Origin of the sequence: Gymnodinialimonas sp. 57CJ19, from assembly GCF_038396845.1 — a bacterium.
Classification (GTDB): Bacteria; Pseudomonadota; Alphaproteobacteria; order Rhodobacterales; family Rhodobacteraceae; genus Gymnodinialimonas.
Genome location: NZ_CP151587.1, coordinates 1,425,361 through 1,440,894, shown reverse-complemented (window position 1 = coordinate 1,440,894; position 15,534 = coordinate 1,425,361). Strand labels below are relative to the sequence as shown.

At 56.0% G+C, this 15,534-nt stretch carries 12 protein-coding genes and 1 pseudogene; 2 read left to right on the top strand and 11 right to left on the bottom strand.

The window, feature by feature from the left end; all coding sequences use genetic code 11:
- Nucleotides 1-396 precede the first annotated feature (396 nt).
- A complete protein-coding gene (locus tag AADW23_RS07240) occupies nt 397-903 on the top strand; it encodes a hypothetical protein (protein WP_341863843.1) in 507 nt (168 codons plus the stop codon).
- Nucleotides 904-1,019: 116 nt separating this feature from the next.
- On the opposite strand, the gene AADW23_RS07235 is transcribed toward AADW23_RS07240, so the two are convergent.
- The 11 genes and pseudogenes from AADW23_RS07235 to AADW23_RS07185 form a co-directional block, all read right to left on the bottom strand.
- On the bottom strand, nt 1,020-2,945 hold the full coding sequence (locus AADW23_RS07235; RefSeq protein WP_341863842.1) for a hypothetical protein: 1,926 nt from the start codon (nt 2,943-2,945) through the stop codon (nt 1,020-1,022).
- Nucleotides 2,946-2,955: 10 nt separating this feature from the next.
- Complete coding sequence (locus tag AADW23_RS07230) at nt 2,956-7,338, bottom strand: hypothetical protein (RefSeq protein ID WP_341863841.1); 4,383 nt, start codon at nt 7,336-7,338, stop codon at nt 2,956-2,958.
- Nucleotides 7,339-7,519: 181 nt separating this feature from the next.
- On the bottom strand, nt 7,520-7,954 hold the full coding sequence (locus AADW23_RS07225) for a CopG family transcriptional regulator (RefSeq protein WP_341863840.1): 435 nt from the start codon (nt 7,952-7,954) through the stop codon (nt 7,520-7,522).
- A 5-nt stretch (nt 7,955-7,959) separates the two neighbouring features.
- Nucleotides 7,960-9,954, bottom strand: coding sequence for a conjugal transfer protein TraG (locus AADW23_RS07220; protein WP_341863839.1), 1,995 nt, complete (start codon nt 9,952-9,954; stop codon nt 7,960-7,962).
- 15 nt (nt 9,955-9,969) lie between these two features.
- The gene (locus AADW23_RS07215) at nt 9,970-11,718 is read right to left on the bottom strand and encodes a DUF3363 domain-containing protein (RefSeq protein WP_341863838.1); all 1,749 of its coding nucleotides are present in this window, start codon (nt 11,716-11,718) and stop codon (nt 9,970-9,972) included.
- A 247-nt stretch (nt 11,719-11,965) separates the two neighbouring features.
- Nucleotides 11,966-12,520, bottom strand: a pseudogene (locus AADW23_RS07210) (lytic transglycosylase domain-containing protein); the annotation flags it as partial.
- Nucleotides 12,521-12,674: 154 nt separating this feature from the next.
- On the bottom strand, nt 12,675-13,184 hold the full coding sequence (locus AADW23_RS07205) for a S26 family signal peptidase (RefSeq protein WP_341863837.1): 510 nt from the start codon (nt 13,182-13,184) through the stop codon (nt 12,675-12,677).
- Nucleotides 13,181-13,639, bottom strand: a complete 459-nt coding sequence (locus AADW23_RS07200) for a DUF2840 domain-containing protein (protein ID WP_341863836.1) — start codon at nt 13,637-13,639, stop codon at nt 13,181-13,183. Before AADW23_RS07200 ends, AADW23_RS07205 begins: the two co-directional genes overlap by 4 nt.
- Before the next feature lie 4 nt (nt 13,640-13,643).
- Complete coding sequence (locus tag AADW23_RS07195; RefSeq protein ID WP_341863835.1) at nt 13,644-13,925, bottom strand: helix-turn-helix domain-containing protein; 282 nt, start codon at nt 13,923-13,925, stop codon at nt 13,644-13,646.
- A gap of 749 nt (nt 13,926-14,674) precedes the next feature.
- Nucleotides 14,675-14,845: a DUF6499 domain-containing protein gene (locus tag AADW23_RS07190; protein WP_341863834.1), complete on the bottom strand. Its 171-nt coding sequence runs from the start codon at nt 14,843-14,845 to the stop codon at nt 14,675-14,677.
- A 99-nt stretch (nt 14,846-14,944) separates the two neighbouring features.
- A complete protein-coding gene (locus AADW23_RS07185; protein ID WP_341863833.1) occupies nt 14,945-15,217 on the bottom strand; it encodes a DUF2285 domain-containing protein in 273 nt (90 codons plus the stop codon).
- Nucleotides 15,218-15,299: 82 nt separating this feature from the next.
- Here AADW23_RS07185 and AADW23_RS07180 point away from each other — a divergent pair, with 82 nt between their 5' ends.
- A complete protein-coding gene (locus AADW23_RS07180; RefSeq protein ID WP_341863832.1) occupies nt 15,300-15,530 on the top strand; it encodes a helix-turn-helix transcriptional regulator in 231 nt (76 codons plus the stop codon).
- Nucleotides 15,531-15,534: the final 4 nt, after the last annotated feature.

Here is a 15,534-nt window from a genome sequence, read left to right as displayed (position 1 = left end):
CGTTCCCGCGTTGGATTACGGGATCGATCAAGAAGACTGTTCTTTGTTTAGAAGCAACAGCAGACAGGGCGTGGTAGTGGCGTGGCGTAGAATGGCAGGGATAAGTGTAAGGGTGCTACCTCCAATTTGGGATCGACGAGGCAACGTGAACGGCCCTTTGCTGCCCTTGGCTGGCACCCTAAGATGCTGCGGCAGCAGCCCGCTTTCCGGACATTCGCTGCAACCCCTAAAGTAGGTCCTTGACCAAACGGCAGTTACGAAGTCACCGCGCCAATTATCCAACTTGGAAGAAAAATCTCTCGTCGAATGTTTGCTCAACAGTCTGCGATGCTTACATGCGTTCATGCCAAACCCTCCAGATGAGCGGGATAACCCAATTTGAAAGGAACAGAATTGATGATCAGCAAGGTTGCTCCTTTAGGCGGTAAGGCAATAGGAAAAGCCATAAGTCGGGAAGAAGCGTGGTGGCTTTGTCAACGCTATGGCCTGAAACCATTTCCTTTGAATGATGTCTCAGCCGTGAGTTTCGAAGAGGACGCTGAGAGTGGAGCCAAAGTGTGGACGGTACCCTGCGAACATACCGAATATCCGTATGATCTAGGAGCCTTCGAAAACCGGCGCCGTGATGGTTTAGCTACGTTAGAGAACGGCCTTCCAGCTTGGCCGGTTGCAGAAGAAAATGGGATTGCATTCCAAACTTTCAGACAACGGCTCAAACGAGGCTGGTCGGGTGAAAGGGCAGCAACTGAAGGTGTGCGGGAAATAGCTCATGATCCCGATGATGAATGGGAAGTCATAGCGCTGGAAAACGGTCTATCTGTTCGCGCTTACCGTAGTCGTGTTCAGGCAGGGTGTCCCGAGGCCATCGCTGCGACTATGGGACTGAGTTGGCGAAATTGGTGAGTTAACACCCTGGAACAGCTCGGGCGGCCCAAACCAGACATTTGCCCAGGAGGTCTGGCGCAGCGCTGCAGCCCGTCAAAGCCGAAGTTCGAGATTATTGAAAAAAGAGCGTGTTGTCATTGAATCGACGAAAGAGCTGCGACCCCAGCTCCAAGTTTTGAACGCAATCGAGGTTCAATTGAACACATAGTCTGCAAAGAGTAGGCAAGATCACCTGCGGCCTCCGCTTCAACCCTGAAGCAGAGTTCATTAATCCAGTCACCTACAAAGGCTATCCAGGCATCAAAGTCTGCGAATGCGCCAGCAGCAACTAGACAAATGATGATTTCTTCATTGTAGCGCCTGTCGTCGTTGGATTCGTCTCTATGAGAACGCGCTACCGCCCTCACGCTCCTCGCGAGGTCCTCGCTTCGCAAGCGGCTCGCGACCTCCGCAAGGCCGTGAACAAAAGAGAACCGTTCCGCCTCTCCCAAATTCTCAGCAAAGCGAAAATTGCTCTCTTTGATCGCCTCCAAAGCTCGGTCGGCTTTCTCACTCCCAACCTGAAAAATGCCCGTGGTGTTGATTAGAACGGTGATACTTTTGGCGGTTAGCTTGCCGTCTGCGAGGCTTCTGTCTAGGACAGCTTCCAACTCCTGAGGAATCGGGTTTCGAAGCGATGAAACAGAGCCTTCAAGGGGCCCAGGTAACGAGCTCTTTATCGTTCGCGCTCGATTGAAGCGGCTGTCAGGGTTCTCTAAATCGAACGTGTCACGAAGCGGTCCTTTAGGAAGACTTCCCGACGCGGCTCCTACAGCGTTAAACAGCCGACCAAGAAGCTCCTGTTTGAGTTGCGCGGGGCTAGCGTAGTCAGGCAGCCAACGAGGCTCATCCCGCAAATCTATCAAGCCTTGAAGATAAAAACGATGCCCGTGATTTTCCATTGTCCACGCTGAAAAGTCAGCGGTGTCAATTCTTTCCTGGGCCTCCCTCGCCAACATGGCTGCATGCGCGAATGTAGCCAATCGTCTCCTAAATGGTGGCCAGTACTTTAGAACACGTGTTCTGCTGACTTCGCTCTCAACAAGCGCAATGAAGCTCGTCATCAGTTGAAGAGGTCCGGATTTATCTTCCGGGTTAAGACCGATAATTTGTTGGACGATATCGCCCAAAACTATTTCCAATTCGGGCAAGTTGTGACCTGCAAGCAAGGTGGCTTCCACAATACCCACTTTCGAAAAAACATCCCCATGATCTCTCACCCATTCAGCCAATCCAATTAGCTGTTGATTTGCGAAACGAGAGGTCTCAATTACTTTGCTTATTGCCGGATGGCTACATAGCAATAGTGCCATTCGGGGCCCTCCTTCATCATCCCAAGCCAAGTAATCTCCAATCGCCTTCGAGACGACCTCGCTCGCCAAAACAGGAAGGGTGCTTTCATCGCCCTTGCCACTTAGGTTTTCAAAATACTCAATGTCTTTGGGAACCATGTCTTCAGCGCTGACGTACCCACTTTCTATCTTCCCCCGGAATGCCCTCAGAAAGGCAATCGGCGTCTTCATGATGTCTTGAGAAAATTCCTCCAGTTCATCAGACGTCAAAGTTCGTTCTGTGAGTAAGGCGCGCCATTCGCTTAGGCCAGTCAGAGGGAATCCATGTTCATTCAAAACAACATCGAACTCCTTCAGTCTCTCTGATGCCTCTGGTAAGAAAACGAAGAACTCTGCGGCGAAGAAACTCTCGCCAGCGTTCGAAATTTTCAACGCGACTCTGTCGCTGGAGATTTGTTCGCGCGACAGGGTCCATTTGTTTCCGGCATGATCTTTGATCTCCGATTGGCCCCCTTCGATAGCGAAGGCATCGCTCACTCTTTCGAAGAATAGTGATCTGGCGAACACGACATCTTCTCCGTAAGTCACTAGCTCCTCAGCCTCAAAGCCTATCGCCTGCCGAAAACTGCGTTCATCGACCAGTTTTCTGCGTAGGAACATTGGGAGGATTCCGAGCAATACGGAGCTTTCAACTGGCTCAGCAACTTCCAAGTCCGTGCCTGTGTCCATGGTGCTACCTTCAGGTTGCCATGCGGGATAAGAGCATTTGCCTGATCGAATTCATAAGCCATTCGTAGACTTCTGGATCAGAAGATTGAAGAACGTCAAAAACCTCCTCCTTCAGCCATTGTGAATACCTCTCCGAAGCGTCAGCATCCTCGATATCAAGGTGTCGAAGCGCCAGACCGTTGCACACAATTCCCCAACCGCTTTGTGCGAGCCCAGAGCCATCGTTCTCGGTGATCGAACCGGCCCAATTGCGGATATCAAGCAGTTGCAAAATCCAACGAGAACGAATGCGAGCCAAGTTATCGGTTATTTCGGGCTTCCATTGCATGACCAAGGCCGCAACCAGGTCGTTCCGCATTTTATCAAACCAAGCCACTTCCTTGGTCAGCAGCAACCAGCCTCGCATTTGCGTGAGAAGAACGTTCTCTCGGAACACCTTCAGGTTAGATGTTTCGGCAAGGGTCGAGTTCCTAACCTTTGTGCCTTCCAAAAATTGAACTAGCTCGTCCCGGCATGTTGGGAAAAGCAGATACCCCGCTCGCCGTAAAAAATTTCGGCAATGCCTCAACCTTTCGTCTGAAAGTTCTCCACTTTGGTGTAATTCTGCAAGGATATCGAGAGACGTAAAGACCGGTGTTTGGGAGTTGTTTTCATCCACATGTTGGTATTGATTCAGGTAACGATCGTCACTAACAATACCATCTACCTTTCCCGCAAGCTGTAATGCCGCGACGTTAGGGTGCGACTTCAGAGCGTCATCGCTAAATACCGTGTCAACATGGACATTGCCTTGAGAGATGCCTTCCCTAAGGGCCTTTCTGGCACATTCAATGATACGCCCAAATTTTTCAGTTTGCCCATCCATCTCAACCAGAGCATTCGCCCTTCGAATTGCTCCTTTTGGAACAAAAACCTTTATTCCGGCATCAGCGATGCTGGTCAGAAGGTTTGTGGTTTGAAAGTATGATACTGATAGGTCATCTAAGAAAAGGTTCGCACCGTCTTCAATCCCAGGTTCGTCAGGCCAACGTTGTTCGCTTCGCGAAAGAAAATTTCGTGTGCGCTGTTCGTCTTCGGGCATTAACAGGCCAAGGCCGACCAGCTTGTCGACCACGCCCTGACAGCTACATAGACAATTGCTGAACGCACTGAGATCAACATCTTCATCCATCAGGGACCCGACTTTGTGAACTGGTGCGCTTCTGATGACGACGGCTTGAGGGTTGCCGTCCGAGGCCTTGGCCGATGTGAGCATTTCAGACAATTCTATATCGACAAGGGTAGCCAACTCAGCATCTGGAGCCATTGATGCGTGATACTCATGCACTTTTCCGGTGGTGAGGGCGGTTAACAACGCTCTTGCAGATTTGATCTGGCTCGGCTGATGGAACACCAGTTTCCTGCGTTCACCGAATAGCCATCCGAGCGTCGAATGCGGTATGTGTATCTCGTCATAGCGACGCAGTACGTCTCCAAGGATGTTAAGGCTGGCAAGCGTCACAAGGGCCGTACTTTCAAGGCCTATGCGCTGCACTTCTGCTGTCACCTCGCCGCGCAAACCACTGTACGCCGAAAAAATGCTTCGCTTACGCGGATCAGCTTGCTTTTGGTTGAGCACAATCGATGAAATCTGCATTTCGAGCGAAGACCTTCGCAGCTGTGTTGCCACGAACGACAGCGGCATTTCACCCTTCCGATACCTCTCCCAAACCTCGTCCACATGCTCGTTCCAGTTCGGCATCTCTTTAGCAATGTCCTCTATGGACATCTTCTGGACGGGACCATCCTCGCCAGACAACTTTGAGGCTCTATCAAGCCAACTGAAAACCTCAGTGCTTTCTTCCATGCCACTCTCATTAGCTGTCATGTAGCATCCCAACAAAATCTCAGGGTTGTCTTCCCCAGCTTTAGCTGCAGCTTCGAGCAGCGCTTGAAGACGGGGGCTGTTTGTTGCTCCAGATAGCTGTGCGAGCGCGTGAAGCTCGTCTGGGTTGCGGTCCTCTCTATCCTGCCACTCCTCTTCTATGAAGGCGCTCAGCTCTTCCCAACGACCTGAAGAAATCAGCAAGTTCTGATGCAGGTTGCGGTCGTTTTGCTCATTCCGTTCTTTCCGGAGCTGAACAACAGCTTTCAAAGCTCCTTCAAAATCTCCATTTCGAAATTGTGTCCAAGCTGAAGCAAACCGAAGCTCGAGTGACGCTTGAACCAATTCTGAAGCCTCTTGAAGGACAACTTCGACCTCTTCTTGCCTACCGTTTGCGAACAGAAACCTAACAACACGCTCGGCCTCAGATTGAGAGCGTGTTTCGGCAATTAGTTGTCGAGCAAGTTCAAAGAAGCGATCTGAATAACCTTGTTGGCCAAGGTGACCAACCAAAACAGCTAAATTTGTTGTACTAGGAGACTCTGAATATGTTCTTTCCAAATCACCAGTGTCAGGACCTGACTCACCTTGCGCGATGATCTGTTCAAGTCGATCTTTTTGTCCTGCACTTAGTCTTTCAGAGTGCCTATTGATGGCATCTTTGGCAGGTTCTAGACGCCCTGCCTGAACGCATGCCTGTACTTCAAATTGTAGGAAAGCTTCAGGATTGAGATGAGATTCGATCGACTCACGATGTGATGTGTAATAGGTCAGTGCGTCTGCAGGATTACCAGCTGAATTAGCCATTACAAACCGAGCAAACGCGATTTCAAAACTGCCTCCAGGGCACCTTGCTTCCTGGCGCAATAGGACTTTTTCAATTCTCTCGCGGTCAATCTTTAATTCAAAGCCAAGGCCAAGCGGGATGTAGTGGATTGCTGTTTCAACATCACCAAGCAGAGAAGTCAGGTTCTCAATCGCAGCCTCGCCATCGTCTGGATCGTGGAGATCCAACCAAAGAGCATAACTCCCGTATATGTGTTGCGCGTCTAATCCAAATTCTGCTGCAGCCCTCATTGCACGCTTAAATAAACGGGATGCCGCTTTTCGCGTGTTCATTGACTCAGGATCATCCCCGAGCGGGTATTGTCGTCGCACGAAAGGAACAGAGGTTCTGAAAGATGCCCTAAGATCTTCTGGCAGAACAGTTAGAAGATGCGCCATACCCGCAAAGTGGAGTAGAACTGGAGTTTCTGAAAAATCCTCTTCGTGCAGCGCGTTTGCTAAGTCATGCGCCGCGTCCCAGTTCTGCGCGTCTAAATGGCAGCTTAGGAAAACCGCTCTGCCGTCTGCATCAAGATCACTTGGGGCAAAGTCCGCGTCATGAAACCACTGCAAGGCTTGTGCGGTGTCACGGCCATGTTTGACGGCGAGGAGAGCGGCCGTGACTTTCTCAGGGCCATCAAGCGGCGCAAGTGCTTTTAAACATTCCTTCCAATCCGAATGCTTAGACAAGAATGCTTGAGCAATGGTAGCGTCGTAGCATTCGCCAAGTGCTTTCGAGGCCGCAATTGCATCAGCGGAGTCTGTTCTTCTATCCGAACGCGACAACCAACGTGCGCACGCTCCAAATGCACTTGATCGAGCCGCATCAGATGCCTGACTAAAATCGCCGCTTTCCAACTGTTTGAGCATCTTTAGCGCCGAAGAGACGAGATCGCATCCTGGAAAGAAACGCGCCTTGCGCAATGCCTCCATTTCATTTTGGAGTTCCAAATCCAGTAAGGCGCGAGCTTTGTCGCTTATCGGTTGGCCAAGTCCATGCTTTCCGGCAATGCGCTCCATGTAGCCATCAATGTCTTCTTCGCTTTGGACGAGGCGAACTCGGAAGAACCGCTCCCTGACACGAGAGAAATTTCCCAACATGACATCAATGTCGCTGGGGCGAAGCAGATCATAGGAAAACGCTCGGAGCCGCCTTATGACGTGACTCAATTTCACATCCCCAGAGAACCCTTCAAAGCTCTTATACTTGGCGATCACCTCAGTGAGATAGCCCAGAATACTGTCGTCATTCTTCTCCAGCCACTGGTTTGGAGATGTGAAGAAATCTATTGTAGTCTGCGCAGGCTCTGTAGAAACCGCCAGTGAGTACTTGAACGGCAGGCCGTCCTTGAGGAGTTCTGGATGCAACTCAGCGAACAAAATGAACTTAATGATTTCACGTATAGCCTCTGGGGCGCTGAACTTAGACTTGACGCGTTTGCACTGTATCAACCCCGCTGGCTCTCCTTGTAACGTTAGCCATACGTCCCTGCCTTGGTCCGCTCCAGTGAGCATAAGTGTCGCTTTGTCGTAGTAATCTTCCGGATTTTTCTGGTTGGTGAATATCTCCCACAGAAGAAGTTCGAAATTTGCATCAGTTAGTTCATTTAGCGGAGCTTGTTGTGTGCTGGCTTCAAGATCTTGAACCTTCGGTATGTCCTCAAGTTCTTGGGCAACCTCATCTTTGGAAAAAAACTTTACCAAGCCGTTCTTTCTCCTCTATTCAGCTGTTGGGAATGCGCTTTCAGAAACACTAGCACCCAATGACAACCGCTCCCAGTGGCTTTCAACCGGCTTGGCAGAGGTGAATGGCCGGTGTTCGCCTAGGGCGTGTCTGCTTCGCATCTGCAGCGAATGGCTGGAGTCCGCCCAATGACGCGCCTCCTCAGATTTTGCCCCCCGTATCGGCCTCATCCCCTTTGATGTCGCGGCTCAGTTCTTTTGCCAACGTTGACCCTTTTGCCAACCTTCTTGCAAGGGTCTCCACAAACCCGGCGTAGCGCTCCTTTCCTTGGGCCATTGCAGCCTCTCGAAGGTCGTCCTGGACGGGAGGTATGGCGGACAGCCAAAAGCGGATGAAGAGCGCCAGCGCCTCGCCCGCGATTTCCTGATCGCGCTCGAACCGTTCGATTGCCCTCGTCATTCGATCTAGGCGGCGAACGAGGGCTGCCTCGCGCTGATCTGCCTCATCGGGCGTCAGGAAGGAAGCCAGCGCCGCCTCGACGATGTGTGTCTTTGGGACGCGCCTGCTGGCTGCTGCGGCCTCAAGCCGGTCGAAGAGGGCGGGATCGAAGTAAACATTGAGGCGGACCTTTGCCATCGGTTCTAATCCGACAAGCCCATGTCGCCACTCCGGTCCATTGCGGCCATCCGCGCCGCTGAACGTTCGCGCTCGAGAACTGTCTGGGCGGAAGCTGTCTTGTCTTGAGTGTCATCCAAGCCCTCGAATTCCGCCTCGCGCGGAGAGCGGACTGGCGCGTTCTTCTCTTTTTCAGACAACTCATGCGCTCGATCAATGCCGCCTTCTTCGTCTTTGGCACTTGCGGCATCGGGGTCTTTGGCAGGGGAGGCTATTGGTGCCATCCCGCTCCAATCGTCCAATTCCGATTTGAGTGGGGACCGCGCACTGCAAGTCGGCGGTCCAATCACGCGCGTCTTGAGTTGGGCGTCGGCATAGTATTTCACCTTTCGTGCGCGGATCGGCGCGGCGCCGGACACCAAGACAATCTGATCGTCGGGCGGCAGTTGCATGATCTCGCCGGGGGTCAATAGCGCACGTGCTGTCTCTTGCCGCGAGACCATCAGATGTCCGAGCCAAGGCGACAGCCGGTGGCCTGCGTAGTTCTTCATGGCACGCAATTCGGTCGTGGTTCCGAGAGCATCGGATAATCGCTTCGCGGTCCGCTCGTCATTTGTCGCGAAGGCGACGCGAACGTGGCAATTGTCGAGGATCGCGTTGTTCTGTCCGTAGGCCTTCTCGATCTGGTTCAGCGACTGCGCGATCAGGAACGCTTTCAGACCGTAGCCCGCCATGAACGCCAGTTGCGTCTCAAAAAAGTCGAGGCGGCCCAAGGCCGGGAACTCGTCGAGCATGAACAGGAGCCGGTGGTGCTGCGTGGTCGCTTCAAGCTCTTCGGTCAATCGTCGGCCGATCTGGTTCAGGATTAGTCGGACCAGTGGTTTCGTGCGCGAGATGTCGGACGGTGGCACCACTATATACAGCGTCACCGGGCGTTCACCGGAGACCAGATCGGCAATCCGCCAATCGCAGCGCGATGTGACATTGGCAACCACCGGGTCACGATAGAGGCCTAGGAACGACATCGCGGTTGAAAGAACGCCAGAACACTCGTTCGGGGATTTGTTCAGAAGCTCGCGGGCGGCCTGCGCCACGACCGGATGCGGCCGATCCCCCAGATGCGGCGTATTGAGCATTGCGTTCAGCGTCGCGTTGATGCTGCGCCTTGGATCGGAGAGGAAGGTGGCGACCCCGGCCAGTGTCTTGTCTTCGCCGGCATAGAGGACATGCAGGATCGCGCCGACCAGTAGGGAATGGCTGGTCTTCTCCCAATGGCTGCGCCGGTCGAGGTGCCCATCGGGATCGACGAGGATGTCGGCGATGTTCTGGACATCGCGCACTTCACGGACGCCGCGCCGAACCTCCAAGAGAGGATTGTAAGCGGCGCTACTCGTGTCCGTTGGATCAAAGCGCAGCACCGGCCCGATGCGCGCGCGCCAGCCAGCAGTGAGCTGCCAGTTTTCACCCTTGATGTCATGGACGATGGCAGACCCGGGCCAGGTCAGCAGGCTGGGAATGACAAGCCCCACGCCCTTGCCGGACCGGGTGGGTGCAAAACAGAGCACGTGTTCTGGACCATCGTGGCGCAGATAGCGACGGTTCAGCCGACCGAGGACCACTCCGTCTTCCCTGAGCAGTCCCGCCACATCCGCATCCGTAGCCGTTGCCCATCGAGCCGAGCCGTAGGTGCTGACATCGCTCGCCTCGCGGGCACGTAGCACCGACATGAGGATTGCGACGGCGATCGCGGCGATCCCACCTCCACCCGCAATCGCGGCACCCTCGACGAAAACGCGGGGCGCGTAGGCGTCGTACCAATACCACCAGAAGAAGAAGTCCCAAGGTCGGTAGACGGGCCAACCGAAGAGATCGGTCAATGGCGGGCCGAGTGCCGCTTGATGTCCGAGGCGGAAAGCGACCCATTGTGTCGAAGCCCAAAGGAACGCGAGGACGACGAGACTGACAATCACGAGTTGGCCCCAGAGGATTGCGGTGGCAGGCGAAGTATCAGTGCGGCGCATGGGAGTTCCTTTCAATCAACGGCTGAGGCCGCGACTGCGGCCGAGGGTCCAGTCGATGCCGCCGCCTGATCGGACCATCCCGGAGACGGAACGTCCGAGCTGGCGGTCCAATTGCGGTGTCCAGGGCACCAAGGAGAACCCCAACCCGTCGTCGATCATGGCGAAGCGGCCTGAGGCGAGGTTGAGGCGTTGGCGGTAGGTCCCTTCGACAGCGTCGCCCTCGTGGTGGCGGTAGCGCATCAGGCCCGTCTTCGTTGCGAGCTTTGCTGCCTGCGCGTCCAGTTCGCGAGCCCGCAGCGTGGAGAGGAGGTCGCGGGAGAAGTTCACCCGCTGGCCCTGCCGTTGCGCCAGCCCCATGTCCACGAGATGGTTTGCGCGGCAGGCCATGGCCGTCCGCACCTCAGCCCCAAACCCTGATCCACTGAGCTGTACGCGATCACGAGCCAGTTGCAACCGATCGAGCCAGGTCGCGCCTTTGGCCCCGATCTGATTGGACAGATCCAGATCGGAGCGACCGACCAGTGCCAGCCGCGCCCGACCGCCCGCTTTCGGCGTCCACAGGCGCGTCTCGACAATGCCATCGGGGGCAGTGTCGCCGGTCGCGGCGATATCTGGAAACCGCAAGTGATGAACACGTCCATCAACCCCGTCGATGATTGCATAACCCGTGCCGTGATGTTCATCCTGTAGGCCGCGCTCAACGAGCCGTCCGAGAATTGGGGTCGAGGGTGTGCCTTCGATAGCGAAGTCGAAGTCCGCACGGTCCGGGCCAATTGCCAGTGCGCGATGCATCGTCTTGATGATGTCGCCGCGCAGGCCAAGATCGCGCAGTGTATTTTCTGCCCCCGGCTTCAACTCCCAAACGGCTGGGAGGACGGGGGTCGCTAATCCCAACCGCTGCAGCTTTTGCGCGCGCCCGATCATCAGGCGGCGCAGCTCCGGGTCGCGGGGCTCTGGCGTGCCCCGGCGCAGATCGACAATGCCTGCATGATCGTCAGCTAGTGCACGCAGGCCTCGATCAAGGTCGGTCCAGCGCTCAGTGGTGACTTGGCGCTCCAAGTCGCTGGTGATCTCGCGCGCACTTCGGGGACCGAGTTCGAGCTGCACAAGATCTTCGGCGCGAGCGCGTAGACCGTGGGAGATGTAGTCCCGCGAGATGACCAAATCGCGGCCATCGTCTGCCTTGCCGCGCACGAGGATGTGGACATGCGGGTTGTCGGTGTTCCAGTGATCGACCGCCACCCAGTCGAGCTTCGTGCCGAGGTCGCGCTCGGCGCGGGCCATCAGGTCACGGGAGAAGGCGCGCAGGTCTTCGAGTTGATGGGCATCCTCGGGCGACACGATGAAGCGGAAGTGGTGCCGATCCTCCTCCCAGGTCTCAGTGAAAGCACGACCTTCAAGCCTGTCGCTGTCGTGGCCAAAGAGATCGGCGCGTTGCCCATCCTGGCCGACCCCGTCGCGCCGCAGATACCCGATGTGTTGGGAAAGCGGAACAGACCGATATCGGGCCCCGCTGTGCCGAACTACGCGGGCCTTGATGATGACGCGACGGGAGTCACGCGAGAACCCTTTGGCGGTTCGGGCAAATCGTCCCCGGCCTCCGATCGAACGGCCGCTGCTCGATCCGCCGAAGCGCTTGCCCGTATGGCCAGTCTTCCGGGCCGCGCGCATCACTTCGCCGACGAAGCGGGTCGCCCGGCGTGCAGGGGGGCTGCCGTTTCGGATGCGACCTGGGCGCAGTCGGACGTCGTCGTCCCGGCTCATGGCTTTGATCCTTGCCAAAAGGAGTAAGCACCGTAAAAATCTATTTCTATCAGATGCTTCCCGAAAAAGTCGGCACGGTCGGTCCCGACCTGGCACGGTAATATGGCCAAAAAAACAACCGCATGCCTGGCCACGGTGCCAGTCCTTTTATCTCGCAACTCTTTCGTTGAGTTTTCATGCGTCGGTCCACTCAGGCACAATTCCTCGACAGAGCAAGACAGGCTGCGCCATGGTGCGAATTCGGTGTTCATGGCAATTCCATCTCGCTGGTAGGCACAAACAAACCGTGCGGAACCTCGTGATCACCGGATTGGGGGCTGGTTTCACCCTGGTCCATGCGGGCAACCGGAGGTGCGGTAAACAGCGGTGCCTCACGCCAATCGTGCGGTCGCAGTGACAGTTCATCAGCAAGAGAACCATCACGCTGCGCACCAATGATCGGCACCAGAATGGCAAGGTAGGTGCGCGTTTCAGCGGGCAGCGGGCGTCCTGAAGTGAGGTATTCTTCGTATCGCGCAGGTCCCGCATTGTAGGCCGCAAGAAAGCCCGGTGACCCAAAACGATCATACATAGCGCGCAGATAAGCCGTTCCGGCGAGGATGTTGTCGCGGGGATCGAAAGGGTCATCTCCGAAGCCGTGAGCTCGGCGCAAGTCGGCCCAAGTGGCGGGCATGATCTGCATCAGACCTATGGCGCCGGCACTGCTGACAGCGCGCGGATCGCCCGCACTTTCGACCTCGATCACAGCGCTGATCCACGCGGCTGGAACGCCAAACCTTTGCGCGGCTGCTGCGATGTGGGCGTCAAACGACTGTTCTCCGGCTGCAGCAAGCGTGCGATCTTGTGCCATCGCAACCGATGGCGCCAACGTGGGCGGCTCGCACATGGTTAACACGAGAGTCGCGGCAAAAGCGGAGCGAGAAAAGCTGGTTGGGGACGAGAAACGGGTCATGTGATCACTCTCCGCGCGTCCAGAGAGGGAGCGCTTGGCCGACAATCTGGCTTGCGTTGATCGTGCCAAAGTACCGTCCGTCGAGGCTGTCATCGACATCTGCATTGAGGAGGAAAACCTCGTCTTTGCCGAGCGTGACGCACCCCATCCAACTCGGAAGGGGGCGTCCGTTTCGGTCCACTACTGCAGCCATCGCGACAATGGTGCTGTTCACCGACACGGAAAGGCCGTCGCGACAGACCGACATGCCGGAGGTCGCCGCGACGCGCTTGAGAAGAAGGGTGTCCGCGCCCAGGTAGCCGCGCTCGATCGTCCAATCGGACAAGTCCGAAGGCAGTTGAATGGCTGCGAGATCGCCAAGCATTGGCGCGTTCCATGGACGCAGGACATAAAGGCCGACAGGCACGCTTTCGGACTGGTTCCACACGAAAAGGGGTGTCCGGTCCAACTCTGAAGCCGTGATCAGACCGACAGAAAGACAGACCGCGATGAGGGGAGGAGTTGCGATGGTCATGGCGTCACCGCGCGACGTTTGAGCCAAGCGGCATGCCGAGCCGGTGTGTAAGGCCGGGGCTCATATCCCGCGGTCAGACGGTTGTGAACGTGCTGCCAATGGTTGGGACATACATCCTCCGGCGCGATGCCGTAGCTCTCCACGATGTCGACCGCGACCAGTGCCGCCTCGACCTTCGGCCAGCCGGACAGACGCAAAAGGACGCCTGCACCTGGCGAGACATATGGAACGGTTGAACAGCGTTGGCCTGCCTTGACGGCGCGAAGAATGTCGAGCCGACTTTCTACCGTGCCGTACTCATTCGACGACCAGCGCACGAGTGCGAAGATTGCGCCCGGCTCGAAGGCCACCCGCTTGTCCGCGCGCGTCAGAATGGTTTCCTCTGCAACGCGCCCGAAGCGGATCCAGCGCTCGACGCGCCCCTCAATCCAAGTGAGATCGACCGTTGTGCGCATTGTCTCAGCGGTCCCGACGCAGATAGGCGGGCGAGATCGCGGCATGGCGTTTGGCAGGAAGCACACAGTCCCCGGTCTCGTCAGAGGTCGAGGTTTTCTCGCCCCGGGTGACCCAAGCCTGCAAATCATCGACCGCATAGACGACGCGCCCGCCGATCTTGGAGTAGCGAGGCCCGGTCCCATAGGTGCGGTGTTTTTCCAGTGTGCGTCCAGAGAGGCCGAGCAAGCGCGCGGCTTCCGGGGTTCTGAGGTAGCGGGGCGGTAGGCCTAAATTTGGATCGGGCATTGGGCATCTCCGGTTGGTATGCGCCGCAGCGGCGCGCCGCGAACTGTCGGAGGTCATCAAAGCGAAGAATTGACCTTGAGGGGGATGACGAAGATGGCTCGGGGATTTCATCACCCCGCCGCTTGCCATTAGGCTCGAGTGGGATGGGCAAACTTGTTGGCCGTGACTTGGTTTTTCGGAGTGCTCAATACTGACCGGTGGTCGGGCTTTGACCGAGAAGAAGGGAGCGGTACCCGCGTTCGGTCAGATGCGTTGCGTGAGCTGCGAGGCGGGCGATTTGCGCTTTGATCGAGCTCGTTCTCCAGGGCTCTTGGTCGACCCGGGATGGCCCGAAGACATGTTGGGCAATTGTCCGATAGCTGGCCTCCACCGCCCGCGCATCCAGCAATCGGCATGCCGACAGGATGCGGGCCCGCTGCTGCCGGGTCAGTCGATCTTTCGTGTGGCTGCGTCCGAGAAGGTGCTCCCGCAAACGCCGCGCGGCGACGACGCGTGTGCTCCAATGCTCATCCAGAGGCAGCAGAATGCCTAAGACGCACCTTAGATTTTTGACATCAAGGACAAGGGATGGGCCTGATTTGATCCGGAGAACGGCGACAGTCTCATCGATACGCACAGCGTCCAAAGCAACGTTTTCGAGGTTCAGCGTTGGGATAGTTTCGCCCGGAACTTCAGCAAGATAGCAGACCGCTGCAGGCGCTACTTGCGGTAGCCAGAATACAGATGCCTCGGGCGATTCAAGGTCTGGATCAACCGGGAAATCGCAACCCCCAGGCTGCGGGAGACGACAAGCCATCCCGCATCAGGGGGTATTGCGCGCAGTATTCTGGGTTTCGGCGCAGACACTCCCAGGCCAATCCAGAGACATCGAGCGTTTCGATGTAGGTGTAGTCGGCTTCGTTCCGCCAATCTCGGGCCATCGACCTTCCCCCGCAAGAAATCACATCTGGCGTTGGTTTTGGAGTGCCCGACCGTCGATGCCGAGTGTCAGATATGACACCTGACAGGCACTTTTGATGTTAGGACGGGGTCGATCTGACAAGGCCGAGATACCCTCTGTCCCGCAGCCAGAGAGCCCTTTTTAGGGTCTTGTCGAATAAAGCACGCGAACCTTGTGGATCGCTCTCGACGTCAAGATCCAGAACGATTTCCGCAGCTTCTTTCCAGCTGGCCTGCTCGTGATAGGCGTCCAGAAGTCGAAGAAACGTCTTCATCATTTCGCGGTCCAGTTGGTCCGCACCCGTAAATTCAGCAATGCCATCGCAATTGATAGACAAAGCGAAGCCCTCCAATCGACCCCATAGGGGCATCCCATGGAGACATGTAGAGTATACTCCGTGGTTAAATACTCTGCAACGCGGATGAGTTCCGCGCATGGACAGCAGACGTATCCTTGCAGTTAATCTGAAGAAATTTCGGGGTGAGCGCAGTTTTTCGCAAGAAGATCTGGCTCATCTCGCTGAGCTTGACCGCACATACATAAGTGCGCTCGAGCGATCGCGGTATTCCGCGAGCCTCGATGTTCTTGACAAGCTTGCGGCCGCTTTAGGGGTCAAATCAAGCGAGTTGTTAACGGGAGAGACGTCGCCGATGGAGCCGGAATAGGAAC